Source organism: Pseudoroseicyclus tamaricis, assembly GCF_012070395.1.
GTDB lineage: Bacteria > Pseudomonadota > Alphaproteobacteria > Rhodobacterales > Rhodobacteraceae > Pseudoroseicyclus_A > Pseudoroseicyclus_A tamaricis.
This window is the reverse complement of sequence record NZ_JAAFYS010000001.1, coordinates 229,854-246,126: the sequence shown is the minus strand read 5'-3', so window position 1 is coordinate 246,126 and position 16,273 is coordinate 229,854. Positions and strand designations below refer to the sequence as shown.

General features: G+C 71.6%; 19 protein-coding genes. 12 read left to right on the top strand and 7 right to left on the bottom strand.

Features of this window, described 5'->3' with window-relative positions; genetic code table 11:
- Positions 1-552: a hypothetical protein gene (locus tag GY170_RS01130; RefSeq protein ID WP_163889178.1), complete on the top strand. Its 552-nt coding sequence runs from the start codon at positions 1-3 to the stop codon at positions 550-552.
- 151 nt (positions 553-703) lie between these two features.
- Positions 704-1,816, top strand: a complete 1,113-nt coding sequence (locus GY170_RS01125; RefSeq protein WP_163889176.1) for an NADH:flavin oxidoreductase — start codon at positions 704-706, stop codon at positions 1,814-1,816.
- 51 nt (positions 1,817-1,867) lie between these two features.
- Here the strand turns inward: GY170_RS01125 and GY170_RS01120 are convergent, their stop codons facing one another.
- The gene (locus GY170_RS01120) at positions 1,868-2,662 is read right to left on the bottom strand and encodes a hypothetical protein (RefSeq protein WP_163889174.1); all 795 of its coding nucleotides are present in this window, start codon (positions 2,660-2,662) and stop codon (positions 1,868-1,870) included.
- Positions 2,663-2,808: 146 nt separating this feature from the next.
- On the opposite strand from GY170_RS01120, the gene gst reads away from it, so the two are divergent.
- Positions 2,809-3,495, top strand: a complete 687-nt coding sequence (gst, locus tag GY170_RS01115; RefSeq protein WP_163889172.1) for a glutathione transferase, Atu5508 family — start codon at positions 2,809-2,811, stop codon at positions 3,493-3,495.
- Here gst and GY170_RS01110 read toward each other — a convergent pair.
- On the bottom strand, positions 3,479-4,465 hold the full coding sequence (locus GY170_RS01110; RefSeq protein WP_163889170.1) for a Kelch repeat-containing protein: 987 nt from the start codon (positions 4,463-4,465) through the stop codon (positions 3,479-3,481). The two genes, gst and GY170_RS01110, sit on opposite strands and share 17 nt — an antisense overlap.
- 1 nt (position 4,466) lies before the next feature.
- Positions 4,467-4,958: a GFA family protein gene (locus GY170_RS01105; protein ID WP_163889168.1), complete on the bottom strand. Its 492-nt coding sequence runs from the start codon at positions 4,956-4,958 to the stop codon at positions 4,467-4,469.
- Positions 4,959-5,101: 143 nt separating this feature from the next.
- Here GY170_RS01105 and GY170_RS01100 point away from each other — a divergent pair, with 143 nt between their 5' ends.
- Complete coding sequence (locus GY170_RS01100; RefSeq protein WP_163889166.1) at positions 5,102-5,707, top strand: LolA family protein; 606 nt, start codon at positions 5,102-5,104, stop codon at positions 5,705-5,707.
- 52 nt (positions 5,708-5,759) lie between these two features.
- On the opposite strand, the gene GY170_RS01095 is transcribed toward GY170_RS01100, so the two are convergent.
- Entirely contained in the window at positions 5,760-6,344 is a 585-nt protein-coding gene (locus GY170_RS01095; protein WP_163889164.1) for a transglycosylase SLT domain-containing protein, read from the bottom strand.
- Positions 6,345-6,554: 210 nt separating this feature from the next.
- Here GY170_RS01095 and hspQ point away from each other — a divergent pair, with 210 nt between their 5' ends.
- Positions 6,555-6,881 carry a heat shock protein HspQ gene (hspQ, locus tag GY170_RS01090; protein WP_163889162.1) on the top strand — a complete coding sequence of 109 codons (327 nt, stop codon included), beginning with the start codon at positions 6,555-6,557 and terminating at the stop codon, positions 6,879-6,881.
- A 90-nt stretch (positions 6,882-6,971) separates the two neighbouring features.
- Here the strand turns inward: hspQ and GY170_RS01085 are convergent, their stop codons facing one another.
- A complete protein-coding gene (locus tag GY170_RS01085; protein ID WP_163889160.1) occupies positions 6,972-8,546 on the bottom strand; it encodes a gamma-glutamyltransferase family protein in 1,575 nt (524 codons plus the stop codon).
- A gap of 239 nt (positions 8,547-8,785) precedes the next feature.
- Between GY170_RS01085 and GY170_RS01080 the strand changes: the two genes are divergently transcribed.
- Positions 8,786-9,259, top strand: coding sequence for a GAF domain-containing protein (locus GY170_RS01080; RefSeq protein ID WP_163889158.1), 474 nt, complete (start codon positions 8,786-8,788; stop codon positions 9,257-9,259).
- Here GY170_RS01080 and GY170_RS01075 read toward each other — a convergent pair.
- Together GY170_RS01075 and GY170_RS01070 are read right to left on the bottom strand one after the other, a co-directional pair.
- Positions 9,250-9,615 carry a GFA family protein gene (locus GY170_RS01075; RefSeq protein ID WP_163889156.1) on the bottom strand — a complete coding sequence of 122 codons (366 nt, stop codon included), beginning with the start codon at positions 9,613-9,615 and terminating at the stop codon, positions 9,250-9,252. The two genes, GY170_RS01080 and GY170_RS01075, sit on opposite strands and share 10 nt — an antisense overlap.
- Positions 9,612-9,968: a GFA family protein gene (locus tag GY170_RS01070; protein WP_163889154.1), complete on the bottom strand. Its 357-nt coding sequence runs from the start codon at positions 9,966-9,968 to the stop codon at positions 9,612-9,614. The genes GY170_RS01075 and GY170_RS01070 overlap by 4 nt, the downstream gene beginning before the upstream one ends.
- A gap of 192 nt (positions 9,969-10,160) precedes the next feature.
- Between GY170_RS01070 and GY170_RS01065 the strand changes: the two genes are divergently transcribed.
- The 6 genes from GY170_RS01065 to GY170_RS01040 all read left to right on the top strand — a co-directional run bounded on the left by GY170_RS01065 (position 10,161) and on the right by GY170_RS01040 (position 16,210).
- Positions 10,161-11,342, top strand: a complete 1,182-nt coding sequence (locus tag GY170_RS01065) for a glycine C-acetyltransferase (protein WP_163889152.1) — start codon at positions 10,161-10,163, stop codon at positions 11,340-11,342.
- 11 nt (positions 11,343-11,353) lie between these two features.
- Complete coding sequence (gene tdh / locus GY170_RS01060) at positions 11,354-12,379, top strand: L-threonine 3-dehydrogenase (protein ID WP_163891066.1); 1,026 nt, start codon at positions 11,354-11,356, stop codon at positions 12,377-12,379.
- A 709-nt stretch (positions 12,380-13,088) separates the two neighbouring features.
- Positions 13,089-14,219, top strand: coding sequence for a hypothetical protein (locus tag GY170_RS01055; RefSeq protein WP_163889150.1), 1,131 nt, complete (start codon positions 13,089-13,091; stop codon positions 14,217-14,219).
- Positions 14,220-14,232: 13 nt separating this feature from the next.
- Complete coding sequence (locus tag GY170_RS01050) at positions 14,233-15,204, top strand: PLP-dependent cysteine synthase family protein (RefSeq protein WP_163889148.1); 972 nt, start codon at positions 14,233-14,235, stop codon at positions 15,202-15,204.
- Between the two features lie 84 nt (positions 15,205-15,288).
- Positions 15,289-15,561 (top strand): hypothetical protein, encoded by a 273-nt coding sequence (locus tag GY170_RS01045; RefSeq protein WP_163889146.1) that lies wholly within the window; start codon positions 15,289-15,291, stop codon positions 15,559-15,561.
- Entirely contained in the window at positions 15,554-16,210 is a 657-nt protein-coding gene (locus tag GY170_RS01040; RefSeq protein WP_235937768.1) for an ABC transporter ATP-binding protein, read from the top strand. Before GY170_RS01045 ends, GY170_RS01040 begins: the two co-directional genes overlap by 8 nt.
- The last annotated feature ends 63 nt before the right edge of the window (positions 16,211-16,273 follow it).

The window sequence follows — 16,273 nt, the reverse complement described above, 5'->3', positions numbered from 1 at the left end:
ATGCGCAAGTGCACGTATTTCTACGCCACCCCCGCCGATTTCCACGCGCTGATGGATCTGGTGGAGGCGGACGAGACCTTCGTCTACCTCGTTCACCCGGATATCCATTCCCCGGAGATCCGCGTCCACGAGAGGGCGCGGGACATTTCCGACGTCCTGCGCATGTATCCGGGCCATTTCGAGCACAGCCTGTTTCTGGTGCCGCCCGGCACGCAGGTTCAGGCCGCGTCCTATGAGCATGTCACCGGGCGGCGCTACGCGCTCCGCCCCACCGAGCTGCCTGCGGCGGTCGTTCTCCAGCTCTGGGGCGAGCACCCCGGCGGGGCCCTCGTTCGCTCGCGTTTCTGGGCGCACGGGGACGCTCCGGAGGTGCGAGACATCGAGGCGACGCTCTTCCGGCACATGCGCCGCACCTTCGGGAACGAGGGTGGTTCGAAGGTCGGCCCCGAGGCGGCCGCGCAGCTCCTGACCGGGCGGCGATTGACCTTCGACGTGAACGCTCCGGCAGAGGCGGATCTGCGACCCTCGTCGCCCGCTCTCCCCTCCAAGTGATTGAAGTCACAGGGCGCGCCCGGGCTTCCCGCCCGCGCGCCCCTCACGTCACCCCGCGAGGGCCTTCCGCAAGGGAACCAAAACCAGTCTCTTTTCAGACCGGTTTGCCGTCCCTACCTCTGCGCGACACCCGCAGACAGGAGACCCTCCCATGCCGAGCACCGAGCCGCTCTTCCGGCCCTTCGAGCTGAAATCCCTCAAGATGCCCAACCGCATCGTCATGGCCCCCATGACCCGCGGCATGGCGCCCGAAGGCATCCCCGGCGAGGCGAACGCCGCCTATTACCGCCGGCGCGCCGAGGGGCAGGTCGGGCTCATCCTCTCGGAGGGCACGGTCATCGACCGCCCCGCCTCGCGCAACCTGCCGGGCATCCCCTTCTTCCATGGCGACGCGGCGCTGGCCGGCTGGAAAAAGGTCATCGACGAGGTGCACGCCGCCGGCGGGCGCATGGGCCCGCAGATCTGGCACACCGGCTCGACCCGTGGCGGCGAGTGGGAGCCGGAGAGCCCGGTGGAAAGCCCCTCCGGCCTCCTCGCCCCCGACACGCCGCGAGGCAAGGCGATGACAGAAGAGGACATCGCCGACACCATCGCCGCCTTCGCCAAGGCCTCCGGCGCCGCGGCGCGGCTGGGCTTCGACCTCGTGGAGCTGCACGGCGCCCATGGCTACCTGATCGACGAGTTCTTCTGGCCCGGCACCAACCTGCGGGACGACCGCTGGGGCGGCGCCACCATCCGCGAGCGCTCCCGCTTCGCGGCCGAGGTGGTCGCCGCGGTGCGGGAGGCGATCGGCCCCGACCTGCCCCTCAGCCTGCGCGTCAGCCAGTGGAAGCAGCAGGATTACACCCAGCGCCTCGCCACCACGCCCGAGGCGATGACGGAGTGGCTGCTGCCCCTCGTCGACGCCGGCGTCGACCTCCTCCATTGCTCGCAGCGCCGCTTCTGGGAGCCCGAGTTCCCCGAGATCGACGGCGAGGACGGGCTGAACTTCGCCGGATGGGCGAAGAAGCTGACAGGCGCCGCGACGATCTCCGTCGGCTCCGTGGGCCTGAAGGGGGCCGACTTCCTCGGCTCCTTCGGCGGGCAGAGCACCGAGGCGGCGGAGCTGGACAAGCTTCTCACCCGGATGGATCGCAACGAGTTCGACCTCATCGCCGTCGGCCGGGCGCTCCTCGCCGATCCCCACTGGGTCACCAAGATCAAGGGCGGCCATGCCGACGAGCTGAGCCAGTTCAGCCCCGCCGCCCTCGCCGAGCTGGCCTGATCGAGACGAGGGGCGGCGGGCCGACACCCGGCCCGCCGCCCCGCGCTCCCCTCAGGTGAGGCTGAACCGCTCGCGCCACGCGCCGATATTCGCCGCCATCTCCTCCGCCGAGGCCGGGTTCAGCCCCGGCATCCCCCGCAGCAGGAAGGCGAGCCGCTCCGGCGCGTCGCCGCCCACCGCCTCGGCCCGGCGCACCAGCAGCTCCACCGCGTTGGGGAAGCGGCTCGCCGGATCGGGGTGGGAGAAGTAGAGCGCGAAGGGCGCGAAGTGGATCTGCGAGACAAGCTGCGCGATGTCCGCCTCCATCGTCCGCGGGTCGAGGCTCTCCGCATCCAGATGGATGCGCCGGGCGAGGGCCCGGCCGCCGTTCACCGTCTGGGTGATGGAGTAGAGGAAGGTCATCGTCAGCGTCAGCAGGCCCATGCCGTTGATCGCCACCAGCACGTCCAGCACCGACCAGAACGTGCTGCTCGGCTTCGTGTTGGCGCCGCCGAGGGTGGAGAGCATGTGCCCCACATGCGCCCAGACATCCCAGAAGCGCGGCGCATCCGGGCCGGAGGTGAGCGCCAGCGCGCCGCCGGCCCCGTGGTAGAGGAAGGCCCAGCCGAAGCTGAAGCCGAGGATCCACGTGATTGCCGCGGCGAGCAGCACCAGCGGCCCGGCCCCGCGGGACAGGGGCGCTCGCGGCAGCACCCGGGCGAGCCGCTTGAGCAGGTTGAACACCCCCCGCGCCACGACGCCGGAGGCCTTGGGCCCCGAGATCGCCGCCAGCGTCGTCGCGCCGAAATCGACGGCGGCGTAAAGCAGGAGGGCGAGGCCGAGGAGGAAGAGGGGCAGCGAGGTCACCGCCCCATGATGCGGCCGGCCCGGGGCGCGCGCAACCTTCCGGGGAGGTGGCCGGTGACTTGGCCGGTGACTTGGCCGGTGACCTGGGCCGGGAACCCTCCGCCGCCGCCCCGCGCTTCTCCCCGGCACAGCAAGGGAGACCCCTCTTGGCCTACACGCTCTATTACTGGCCGCTGCCCTTTCGCGGCATCTTCATCGAACTGCTCCTCGCCGAGGCGGGCCAGCCCTTCGAGAAGAAATCCCCCTCGTCCATCTACCCCGATCACCGCTTTGACCGGCCCCTGCCCGGCATGGCGCCGCCCTACCTCGTCGAGAAGGGCGGGCTGCAGATCGCCCAGATGCCGGCCATCGCGACTCACCTGGCGGAGCGGCACGGGCTGATGCCATCCGGGGCGGAGGCGCGCGCCGCCGCCACCAAGGCCATCCTCGATGCCAACGACGTGCTGGAGGAGATCAGCCAGAACGGCGGCGTGCAGATGTGGGAGGAGGAGAGCTGGGGCGAATTCCGCGCCGAGCGCCTCGCCACATGGATGCGCATCTTCGAGGAGACGTACCAGCACCACGGCGGCCCCTTCATGCTGGGCGAGGAGATCACTCTCGCCGACATCGCCGCCCTCGGCCTCTGGGCCCCCATGATCCACGCCCTGCCGCCGCTGGAGGAGGATCTGAAGCGCCATGCTCCGCAGGTCTCCGCCCTCCTCGGCCGGCTGGCGCAGCGTCCGGGGCTGGAGGCCTTCCTCACCGCGCAGCGGGCGCGGGACGGGCAGGGCTATTGCGGCGGCGAGATCGAGGCGTCCCTCCGCGAGGTGCTGGGCCTCAAGGCGGAGGGGTGAAGGCGGAGACGTCACGCACCGCGCCGAAGCTCGGCCGCGTGGCGCCGCCGATCAGCCAGATGCGCCCGCCAAGGGCGGCGGCGGCAAGCCCGTGGCGCGGCACGGGCATGGGCGGCAGCGCCTCCCATGCATTCACCGCCGGGTCATAGGACCAGGCCTCCGCGAAGACGCCGGAGCGGGGGAGGAAGTGTTCGCCCCCGAAGACATGCAGCCGCCCGCCCAGCGCCGCCGCCGCGAGGCCGCCCTGCGCCTGCGGCATCGGCGCGCGGCTCTGCCATCGCTCCGCCTCCGGGTCGTAGACCTCCAGCGCCGCGATGTTCTCCATGCCGGCCGGACCGGATTGCCGCCCCCCGGCGATGTAGATCTTCCCGTCGATCACCGCCCCCGCCGCGCTGTTGCGGGCCGTGGGCGCCTCCGGCCCCCGGCTCCACGCGCCGGTGGCGGGGTCGAAGATGACATGGCCGGCGCTGTCCTCGTGCTGGTCGAAGCGGTCGGCGCCGGGGCGGGACGGCACGCGCCCGCCGATCACGTGGATGCGCCCGTCCACCACCGCCGTCACCGCCTCGCCCCGCGGCTCCGGCAGGGGGGCCGCGGGCTCCCATCCCTCCGGGCCGAGAACGAGCACCTCGTCCGTCGCCGCCCAGGTCGGCAGCAGGCCGGTGAAGCCGCCGATGGCGTAGAGCCGCCCGCCCGCCGCGGCGAGGGCGACATGGTGGCGGGGCGTCGGCAGTGGCGGCAGGCTCTCCCACTGCCCCGCCTCCGGGTCCAGCGCCCAGGCGCTGGCGGCGGGCACGCCCAGCATCCCGAAGCCGCCGGCGGTGACGATCCGCCCCTCGAAGACCTCGGCGTAGATCTCCTGCCGCGCCTCCGGCAGCGGCGGGCCGGGCACCCAGCTGCCCTCCTGCGCCCGCGCGGGGCCGGCGAGGGCCAGCGCCGCGAGCAGGGCGGGGAGGAGGGCGCGGGCGCGCATCTCAGCCGAAGCGGCCAGCCAGCGCCGCCCATGAGAGGCGGCCGACGAGGCTCGGCGGGAGGGACTTGTGGGCCGGCACGTCTTCCATCGCCGGGCCGGGGAGGAACCGCGTCTGCAGGCGCATGTCCAGCGGCGGCGCCGGCTCCATCCGCGCGCGGATGAGGGAGACCCAGAAGGGCCCCGAATCAAAACCGGCATAGAGGTAGCTCTGGCAGCAGGTGGCGACGGCGCGGTGGGTGCGTGAGCCGGGCTTCAGGCGGAAGAACTCCAGCCGGTCGCCGCCATGGGTGACGTGCATCTTCTTGGCGTGAAAGAGCGCGAAGGGCGTCGTGCCGTCGGCATCCCTCCATGGCGGGGCGCCGGGCCTTGCCTCCAGCGCCCCGGCGGCGGCCTGGCAATCGTCGCAGCCGCAGGCGGCGGTGACGATGGGCTTGCCCCGCGCCTCGATCCGCACCGTGCCGCAGGCGCAGCTGGCCGTGTAGCTGACCGTCATCGCGAGACTCCTCCCTGCCCTCTCACGGGGCCAGTGGATACCACGGAGCTGTTATTGGCTATCCTTTTGCTTTCGCCGAGGGTCGGGACCATATCGGAGGCAACCCGCCTGCCGCTGAATTGGCAGACAGCCAAGAGGACCTTATGGACAAGACCCGCCGCACCCTACTCGCCGCCCCGCTGGCCCTGGCGCTCCTGCCCGGGGCAGCCTTCGCCCAGCAGCTCTCGCTCGGCGAGATCTCCAACTATCTCAACCGCCTGCAAACGGCGACCGGCGGCTTCACGCAGATCAACGACGATGGCACCATCTCCACCGGGACGATCTACATCAAGCGCCCGGGCCGTGTGCGCTTCGAGTACGATCCGCCGGAGCAGAGCCTCGTCGTGGCCGGTGGCGGCGCCGTCGCCGTCTTCGACGGCCGGTCGAACGTGAACCCCGAGCGCTATCCGCTCAACCAGACGCCGCTGTCGATCATCCTGGACGACAACGTCGACTTCACACGGGCCAACATGGTGACCGGCCATACCAGCGACGGCACGACGACGACCGTCACCGCGCAGGACCCCGAGCATCCCGATTACGGCTCGATCCAGATGGTGTTCTCGTCGAACCCGGCCGAGCTGCGCCAGTGGATCATCACCGACAATGCCGGCGCGCAGACGACGGTGATCCTCAACAACCTGCAGAGCGGCACCTCGGTGGGAGACGTCCTGTTCAACATCCGCCGCGAAACGGCGAACTGGAACTAGGCGCTCATCCGCCCTGCCGGGCGGCCTCGCAAGAGACCGCCCGCGCGTGCCATCAGATCTTCCGGCAGGCGATCAGCTGGGCGTTGTACATCAGCGCCCGCGCCTCCAGCTCCCCCGCCACGCGCACCAGCCAGGATTTCGACCGGTAGGTGCCGCGCGCGTAGCCGCTGCGGCCCTCGTGGTAGGCGAGGTACTGGTTGCGCGTGTCGTTGAGGGGGATGCCGAGCTCGCGCAGCGTCTGGTTCATGTACCAGCCCATGAAATGCGTGGCGTCGCCGATATCGTCGCGCCGGGCGCGGAAGCCGCCCTCCAGCCGCTGATATTCCTCCCACGTGCCATCCAGCGCCTGCGCGTATCCGTAGGCGGAACTCTGCCGCCCGATGGGGATGACGCCCAGCGCGAACTGGTGCGGGGTGCGCGCGTTCCCGATGAACTTGCTCTCCTGATAGAGCACGGCCATCTGCACGGGCACGGGGACGCCCCACTCCCGCTGGGTGGCGCGGAAGGCGCGGAGATATGCGGGATGCTGCGCGACGATCGCGCAGGCATCGTCCAGTTCCCGTGGCGCTTCGTAGTTCCGGCTGCCGCATGCCGACACCAGCACCAGCAGCACCAGGGTGCGTAAAAGTCTGCTCATCTGCCTCTCGCTCTTTTCGGCGAATGGTGTTTTTTCAAGCACGATAGCGCATCATGGCGCGCGAGGGAATGCACCTCTCCGCCCCTATCGTTCCCGAAGCGGTGTGTCCGGACTGTCGGATGCGCCGTCACACACTGTTTCCGGCGCACGGGGCCGGCTCCCCATGGACCTATGCGTCCATGCGTCCTATGCGTGGACGTGGCTGATCATATGCAGACAACGCGTGCCAAATATCACCTCGGGCAGATCGTCCGCCACCGGAAGCACCCCTTCCGCGGCGTGATCTTCGACGTCGACCCGGAGTTCGCCAACACCGAGGAATGGTACGAGGCGATCCCCGAAGAGGCCCGCCCGGCGCGAGACCAGCCCTTCTACCACCTCCTCGCCGAGAACGAGCAGAGCTACTACGTCGCCTATGTCAGCGAGCAGAACCTGATCGCGGATTACTCCGGCGAGCCGGTGGATCACCCCGACCTGCCGGACCTCTTCGGCCCGCTCGAGGACGGCGCCTACCCGTTGCAGGTGCAGCTGAATTGAAGGCCGGCGTGGGAGGGGGGCTGTCTGCCCCCCGCTGCCTGCGGCAGCCCCCCCGAGGAATATTTTGAGAAAAGCGAGGGGGCGCGGCCTTCAGTAGCCGAGGGCGATGCCGTCCTTGCGGGGGTCGGAGGCGCCTTCCAGAACGCCGTCCGCGCCGATGGTGATCATCTGGGCGCCGCCGAGGGGCTCGTCGGGGACGGTGACATCGTGGCCGAGGGCGGAGAGCTCGGCGCGGACGTTCTCGGAGTAGCCACGCTCGACCTTCAGCCTGCCGCCCGCGGCGAAGCTGCGCGGCGCGTCGAGGGCCGACTGAGGGTCCATCCCGTAATCCACCATGTTGCTCAGCACCCGCGCATGGCCAGCCGGCTGGTAGGCGCCGCCCATGACGCCGAAGGCGGCCGTCACCCGCCCCTCCTGCCGGAGCATCGCCGGGATGATCGTGTGCATCGGCCGCTTGCCGCCGCCCGCCTCGTTGGGATGGCCCGCCTCCAGCGTGAAGCCGGCGCCGCGGTTCTGGAAGAGCATGCCGAAGCGATCCGAGGCGAGGCCGGAGCCGAAGCCGTGGTAGATCGAGTAGATGAAGGAGACGGCCATCCGCTCCCTGTCCACCACCGTCAGGTAGACTGTCTCGCGGTGCACCGCCTCGGCGCCCGGCAGGGCCGGCGGCAGGACGGCATCGGGGCGGATGAGGGCAGCAAGGCGCGCCGCCGTCTCCGGCGCCAGCATGTGGGCAAGGCGGGCCGTATGGTCCGGGTCGGCGATCACGCGGTTGCGGGTGTCGTAGGCGAGCTTGGTCGCCTCCGCCTCCAGATGGGCACGGGCGGCGCCGAAGGGGGCGAGCGCGGGCAGGTCAAAATGGGCGAGGATGTTCGCCATGAGGATCGCCGTCGCGCCCTGCCCGTTCGGCGGATGCTCCAGCAACTCCACGCCCTTGTAGGTGCCGCCGACGGGGGCGCCCCATGTCGCCTCGGTGGTGGCGACGTCCTCCTCCGTATGGGTGCCGCCGAGTGCCCGCAGGGAGGAGACCATGTCCTCCGCCACCTCGCCCTCGTAGAAGCCGGCCCGCCCCTCGGCGGCGATGCGGCGCAGCAGCTCCGCCTGCAGCGGGGCGCGGAAGAGCGCCCGCTCGCGCAGGGGGGCGCCGCCGTCCGAGTAGAGCTCCCGCGCCCGGCCCTGCAGCACCGCGGTGCTGGTGGCGAGGTCGAAGGCGACGCGCGGCGCCATCGGCACGCCGGCCTCGGCGTAGCGGATGGCGGGCGCGAAGACCTCCGCCAGGCCGAGGCGCCCGTAGCGCTCCGACAGGCGGCAGAAGGCATCGACGGCGCCCGGCACCGTCACCGCCTCCACGCCGCTCTCCGGCACCGCTTTCAGCCCGCGCCCCCGCATCTCCTCCGCCGAGAGGCCGGCCGGCGCGCGGCCGGAGCCGTTGAGGGCCACCACCTCCTCCCCCGGGCGGGAGACCAAAGCGAACATGTCGCCGCCGAGCCCGCACATTTGCGGCTCGCAGAGGCCGAGCATGGCGGCGGTGGCGAGGGCGGCATCCACCGCGTTGCCGCCGGCCTCGAGCATCTGCACGCCGACCTTGGCGGCGAGCGGGTGCGAGGTGGCGACGATGCCGTTCTCGGCATAGACGGGCGAACGGCCGGGCAGGTGGAAATCGCGCATGGGGGCCTCCTTCGGACGCCGGACCATCGGCCAAACGCGCGCGGGAGGGAAGACCCGGCGCCCCGCGATGGGTGGGGGCTCTTCGCGCAAGGCGCCGGGTGAAGCCATGCAGCTACATCCGCGAGCCTCGCCCTTGCGGCGGGCACCGTCATGGAACAAGCAAGGCATGTTCATGTCGCGGCGTGGGCCGCCGCGATAAAGTGCCGCCGCTGGAAGGGATCGTCTCGATGACGGAAACGATGACGGAAACATCGCCGGGCAGGGCGGATTACGCCGCCCTCACCAAGAGTGTCGCCGCCCTGACGGAGGGGGAGGACGACATCGTCGCGCTCATGGCCACCCTCGCCTGCGAGCTGCACCATGCCGATTCGCGCTTCGACTGGACGGGGTTCTACCGCGTCGTCGCCCCGGGACTTCTGAAGATCGGCCCCTACCAGGGCGGGCACGGCTGCCTCGTCATCCCCTTCGAGCGCGGCGTCTGCGGCGCCGCCGCCCGCACCGGCGAGGTGCAGATCGTCGATGACGTCGATGCCTTCCCCGGCCACATCGCCTGCGCCAGCTCCACCCGGTCGGAGATCGTGCTGCCGGTCTGGGACGCCACGGGCGCCCTCATCGCCGTGCTCGATATCGACAGCGACCAGCCCGCCGCCTTCGACGCCGCCGATGCCGAGGCGCTGACGGCGATCCTCGCTGCGACCTTCGCTCACTCCTGAGGCAACCCGTCCTCGATGGCGTAGTAATCGCCCTTGTCGGCGGTGAAGATGTGCCGCTCCAGCTTCAGCCCCGTCGGGCTCTCCACCGCGCCGGCGGCGAAGCTGATCTCGTCGCTCCCGATGACCTGCCAGAACAGGAAGCTCCCGCAGCCGCCGCAGAAGCCCCGGCGCACATTCTCGCTCGCCTGGTACCAGCTCGGCTCGCCATGGATGGTGATGCCGGAGAGGGGCACGGTCGACGAGGCCCAGTAATGGCCCGATTGCTTGCGGCACTGGCCGCAATGGCAGGCCCAGACGGGGCTCGCCTCCTCCGTCACCTCGAAGGTGATCTCGCCGCAGAGACAGCCGCCCGTCATCCCGTCACCTCGTAATAATCGCCCTTGTCCTGAAGGAAGATCTGCTCCTCCAGCGCCCCGCCCGAGGCGCCGTCGATCAGCCCCGCCTCGAAGCTCCACGCCCCGTCCGCCGCGCGGAACCAGACCTTGGACCCGCAGGCCCTGCAAAAGCCGCGGCTGGCGCCCGAGGGCAGCTCGTGGACGCGCAGGCTCTCCTGCGACAGCCAGCGGACGTCCCCCGGCGCCGCGTCGAAGCTGGCCGCAAAGTGGCCGGAGAGCTTGCGGCACTGGCTGCAATGGCAGGCGGTGATGGCGCCGGCGGGCCGGTCCATCTCGTAGCGGACAGCGCCGCAGAGGCAGGAGGCTTGGATCATCGGCGGGCTCCCGTGTGCCTGTCGACGCTGCCACTTCGCGGGGCGCCCGTCCATCCCGGCGCCCGAACGACCCCGATCGGAAACAAAAGCCGCCCCGCGACGCCCCGGCGCCCCTGCCCTGCCGCTGTTCCGCCCCTATATGACGCGCTACACCTCGCCCCGTGCACCCCGCCCAACAGATGAGCCTGCCCCATGCCCTTCCTCGATGACATCCAAGCCCAGCTGCAAGAGATCCGCGACGAGGGGCTGTGGAAGGAAGAGCGCCCGCTCTCGTCCCCGCAGGGCGGCCGGGTGCAGGTGGCGGGGCGCGAGGTCATCAACCTGTGCGCCAACAACTACCTCGGCCTCGCCGACCACCCCGATCTCATCCGTGCCTCGCAGGAGGCGCTGGGCGAGATGGGCTACGGCATGGCCTCCGTCCGCTTCATCTGCGGCACGGCGGAGATTCACCGCCAGCTGGAGCAGCGGCTGGCCCGCTGGCTCGGCCATGACGATGCCATCCTCTTCGCCGCCTGCTTCGATGCCAACGGCGCCCTCTTCGAGCCGCTCCTCGGCCCACAGGACGCGGTGATCTCCGACAGCCTCAACCACGCCTCGATCATCGACGGCATTCGCCTGTGCAAGGCGCAGCGCTACCGCTTCGCCAACTCCGACATGGCCGATCTGGAGGCCAAGCTGAAGGAGGCGCGCGAGAAGGGCGCCCGCAACATCATGATCGCCACCGACGGCGTCTTCTCGATGGATGGCTATTTCGCCAATCTGCCCGAGATCCGCCGTCTCGCCGACGAGTACGACGCCCTCGTCATGGTCGACGATTGCCACGCCACCGGCTTCGTCGGCGCCACCGGGGCCGGCACGCCGGAGCGGGCGGGCGTGAAGGTGGATGTCATCACCGGCACGCTCGGCAAGGCGCTCGGCGGCGCCATCGGCGGCTATATCGCCGGGCCCCAGCCGGTGATCGACCTGCTGCGCCAGCGCGCCCGGCCCTATCTCTTCTCCAACGCCCTGCCCCCGGCGATCTGCGCCGCGTCGCTCGTCGCCATCGACATGGCCGAGAAGGGCGACGACCTGCGCGCGCAGCTCACCGAGAACACCGCCTATTGGCGCGCGGGGCTGACGGATCTCGGCTTCGAGCTTCTGCCCGGCGAGCACCCGATCGTGCCCGTCATGCTGCACGAGGCGCCGAAGGCGCAGGCCATGGCGGCCAAGCTCGGCGAGCTCGGCGTCTATGTCTCGGGCTTCTTCTACCCCGTTGTGCCCAAGGGCCGCGCCCGCATCCGCACCCAGATGAACGCCGCCCTCACCCGCGCCGACCTCGACACTGCGCTCGCCGCCTTCGAAGAGGCCGGCCGCGCCACCGGAGCCCTGCAATGAGCACCAATGAAATGCGCGCCCTCGTGAAGGCCCGGCCCGAGGAGGGCCTGTGGATGGAGACGCGCCCCGTCCCCGAGATCGGCCCGGACGACGTGCTGATCCGCGTCAACAAGACCGGCATCTGCGGCACAGACGTGCATATCTGGAACTGGGACGAATGGGCGGCGAAGACCGTGCCGGTCCCGCTGGTCACCGGCCACGAATTCGCCGGCGAGATCGTGGAGATGGGCCGCGATGTCGAGGGGCTGGAGCTGGGGCAGCGCGTCTCCGGCGAGGGGCACCTGATCGGCAAGACCTCCCGCCAGTCCCGCGCCGGCAAGTTCCACCTCGACCCGGCGACGCGCGGCATCGGCGTGAACGAGCAGGGTGCCTTCGCCGAATACCTGCGCCTGCCCGCCTTCAACGTCGTCCCCCTGCCCGATGCGGTGGATGACGAGATCGGCGCCATCCTCGACCCGCTCGGCAACGCCGTGCACACGGCGCTCAGCTTCGACCTCGTCGGCGAGGACGTGCTGGTCACCGGCGCCGGCCCCATCGGCATCATGGCCGCCGCCGTCGCCCGCCATGTCGGCGCCCGCCACGTGGTGATCACCGACGTGAACCCGGCGCGGCTGGCGCTGGCGGAGCAGGTGGCCGACGTGGTGCCGGTGAACGTCGCCGAGGAGGATCTGGGCGACGTGGTGGCCCGCCTGAAGATGAAGCAGGGCTTCGACGTGGGGCTCGAGATGTCCGGCAACCAGCGCGCGCTCGACCAGATGGTGGAGAGCCTCGTGATGGGCGGCCGCATCGCTCTGCTGGGCATCCCGCCGGGCAAGAGCCCGGTGGACTGGAGCCGCATCGTCTTCAAGGCGATCACGATCAAGGGCGTCTACGGCCGCGAGATCTTCGAGACCTGGTACAAGATGCTGGCGATGCTGGAGAACGGCCTCGACGTGCGCCGCGTCATCACCCACCGGTTCAACGCCGCCGACTTCGAGGCCGGCTTCGCCGAAATGCGCGGCGGCGCCTCCGGCAAGGTGGTGCTGGACTGGAGGTAGGTGCGGCCGCTGGCTTGTCGGGCGGATGTCCCCCACCCGTCCGGCGCCTCCCGTAGGGTGGGTTTCCAACCCACCGCCCGTCCGCCTTCCCGCGAAACGCCTGGCCGCGGATCGCTCCCCCTGAAACAAGGCCCCGCCTCCACAAGCGCCCAGCTCTCACGCCGGCCCGTGGGGTGGCGCCCCGACGCCACCGCTGAGCGCTTTATCCCCGCCAAGCCCTTCTGCGCCCTCCGATGAGCACCCAGCCCAACCAGAGCGCCAGCCCGCCGGGACGGGCCGGCTCTCGCGCGGCGCCTGCGGCTTGATTCTGCGCGGGGGAAGAGCGGCGGCGGGGTCTCCGGAGCCCTCGTTCCGAGCGATCCCGTAGGGTGGGTTTCCAACCCACCATCCCCGGCCCGCCTAATGCGCTGCCCTCACACGCCGGCCCGTGGGGTGGCGCTACAACGGCAACGCGGTGCGCTTTATGCCCTCCACGCCCCTCCCCGCCCGCCGCTGAGCACCAAGCCCAGCCAGAGCGCCAGCCCGCGGTGACGGGCCGGCGCTCGCGCGGCGCCTGCGGCTTGATTCCGCGCGTGGGGCACAGCTCAACCGTCACCCCGCCGCCCGCACGCACGAAACCGCCTCCCCGCCTCAGCCCTTTGACATTCCCCCCGCCGCCCGCCATCGCTGCGCGCGACACCCCAGCCGAGACCCCCAGCAGGCCACCGCCATGACCAGCCACGATTCCACGCCTGCGCGCCTCCTCGTCACCGGCGGGATCGGCTTCACGCTGATCGGCGCGCTGCCGGCGCTCTACGGCCTCGCCCTGCCCGTCTGGAGCGAGCAGCACGGCCCCTGGGGCGCCGGCCTCGTGATCGGCGTGCACGGGCTCGGCTGCACGCTCGCCGTGCTCGCGGGGCTCTTCGGCCTCCTGCGGCTGACGCTGCGGCTCTCCTTCGTCGCCCTCCTCGCCGGCACGCTCGGCCTCGCCCTCTCGCCCGGCTGGTGGGGCATCCTCTGCGGCGCGCTCGTCGCCGGGATCGGTTTCGGCGGGCTCTCCGTCGTCGTCAACCGGCGCTTCCTGACGGAGTTCGGCCCGCGGGGACCCGGCATGGTGGGCCTCGTCAACGCCGTCTTCGGCCTCGGCGCCATCGCCGCCCCGGCGGCGCTCCTGCTCGCCGGCGGCCGGCCCGGGCCGGTCTACCTCGGCCTCGCCGCCATCGCCCTCGTCACCCTGCCGCTGGTGCGCCCGGCGCTCCGCCGCCCGAACGCTCCCACCGGCGTGCCGCCCCTCCACGCAGGCCGGCTCTCCGTCCTCTGCTTCATCTTCGCCTCCGCGGTGCTGGAAAGCGGGCTGGCCGGCTACGGGCCGACCGCCCTCCTCTCCCTCGGGATGGAGGCGTCCTCCGTCGCCCTCGCCACCTCCGGCTTCTTCGCCGCCTTCCTCGCCGGGCGCCTCGCGCTCTACTGGGTCGCCCAGCGAACCCGGCCGGAGCTGGTGCTGGCCGCCGGCCTCTTCGGCACCGCCGCCGCGCTCGGCCTCGCCAGCGCCGGGCTCACCGCCCCCGGCTTCATCGCCGCCGGCGCCGCCGTCGGCATCCAGTTCCCCGCCTTCTACGTCTGGGCCACCTCCGTCCTCGGCCCCGACGAGCGGCTGAGCAGCGCGCCCCTGATCGGCGGCCTCGCCGGCAGCACGCTCGGCCCCTTCGCGCTGGCGCCGATCCTCGGCGCCTGGGGCGGGCCGCTGCTCTTCCCCGTGCTCGCCGCCGTCGGCCTCGTCGCCGGCCTCGCCCTGCTGGCGAGCCTGCGCCGCATCTCGCGGATCTCCGCCGCCACGCTGGACAAGCGCGCCCCTGCCTGACCAGACTGGGGCCATGGATCTGAAGGCCCACCGCTCCATCCTCGGCACCATCGGCCGCACGCCCGCCGTCTGGCTCGACCGTCTCACCCGCGCCCGCGGGCTAGAGGGGCGCATCATGGCCAAGCTCGACTACCTCAACCCCGGCGGCTCGAAGAAGGACCGCGCCGCCCTCGGCATCATCGAGGAGGCGGAGGGCCGCGGCGATCTCGTCCCCGGACAGGCGGTGGTGGAGCTGACCTCCGGCAACATGGGCACCGGCCTCGCCATCGTCTGCGCCGTGCGCGGCCACCCCTTCATCGCCGTCATGAGCGCCGGCAACAGCCGCGAGCGGGCCAAGATGATGCGCGCCCTCGGCGCCGAGGTGGTGCTGGTGCCGCAGGCGGAAGGCGGGATTCCCGGCCAGGTCTCCGGCGCCGACCTCGCGCTGGTGGAGGCGGAGGCCCAGCGCATCACCGAGCGGCGCGGCGCCTTCCGGGCCGACCAGTTCCACCGCTCCGGCAACCCCTCTGCCCATGCCGCCGGCACGGGATCGGAGATGTGGCAGAACTCCGGCGGCTCCCTCACCGCCTTCGCCGATTTCGCCGGCTCGGGCGGCACCTATGCCGGCTGCATCCGCACGCTGAAGGCCCTCGGCGGCGTGCGCGGCTACCTCGTCGAGCCGGCGGGGGCCGAGGCGCTCTCGGGCGCGGAGGTCACCGACCCCCACCACCCGATCCAGGGCGGCGGCTACGCGATGGCCGATCTCGCCTTCCTCAAGGACATCCCCGTCGATGGCCACATCTCCGTGACGGGGGAGGAGGCGCGCACCGCAGCCCGGGCCCTCGCGCGGGAGGAGGGGATCTTCGGCGGCTACTCCTCGGGCGCCAACCTCGCGGCGGCCCTCAAGCTGCTGCAGGGGCCGGAAAAAGGCGGCCGCATCGGCATCGTCATCTGCGACAGCGGCCTGAAGTACCTCTCCACCGATCTCTGGGAAGAGCCGGAGTAACGCCACGCCGCTCGCCGGCCCCCTCGCCGCCCGACCTCGACGTCGCCCCTTCCCTTTCGCCGCCCCCGACCCGATCTATAGGCCATGAGCCCGGCCTACACTGTCCTGATGATCCTCGAAGGTCTCGCCTTCCTCGCCTGGGCGGCGACGATGTTCCAGGCCGTCTTCCGCATCCGCAGCCGGGCGGTCGCGCAGACGCGCCACCTCTGGCCCGGCCCCTCCGCCATCCGCCCCGCCCTCTCCGCCTGGGCGCGGGACCCGGCGGAGCGCGGGCTGAAGCTGCGCCTCCTGGTCCTGACAATCCTGCTATTTGCCCTCATCGCCGCGGCGGGCCTGACGCGAGCCGCCGGTGCTTGAGCTGCGCGATGTCCGCAAGAGCTACCCCGGCGGCGCCGAGATCCTCGCCGGCGTCAGCCTCGATCTGGCCGACGGCGAGAGCCTCGCCCTCACGGGAGAGAGCGGCTCCGGCAAGTCCACGCTCATGCACCTCGCAGCCGGCCTCGACGTGCCGGACGCCGGCACCGTCACGCTCGCCGGCGAGAACACCGCCACCCTCGGCGAGGCCGGCCGCGCCGCCCTCCGCCGCGGCACGGTCGGGCTGGTCTTCCAGCAGTTCAACCTGATCCCCTCGCTCGACGCCGGCGCCAACATCGCCTTCCACGCCCGCCTCGTCGGCCGGCCCGATCCCGACTTCGCCGCCCGCCTGGCGGAGCGCCTCGGCCTCACCCCGCATCTCTCGAAATACCCCGAGGAGCTCTCCGGCGGCCAGCAGCAGCGCGTCGCCATCGCCCGCACCCTCGCCGCCCGCCCGGCGCTGATCCTCGCCGACGAGCCGACGGGCAACCTCGACGAGGCCAGCGCCGGCGAGGTCCTCGCCCTCCTCCTGGAGCTCGCGGCGGAGAGCGGCGCCGCCCTCCTCACCGTCACCCACTCTCCCCGCGTCGCCTCCGCCATGTCCCGCCGCCTCCACCTCACCGGCGGCCGCATCACCCCGCCGCCGCCATGACGCACCCGGCCCGCCCCTTCTCTGTCTCGCTTTTCTCCAAATATCCTCGGGGGGGCTGCGTAG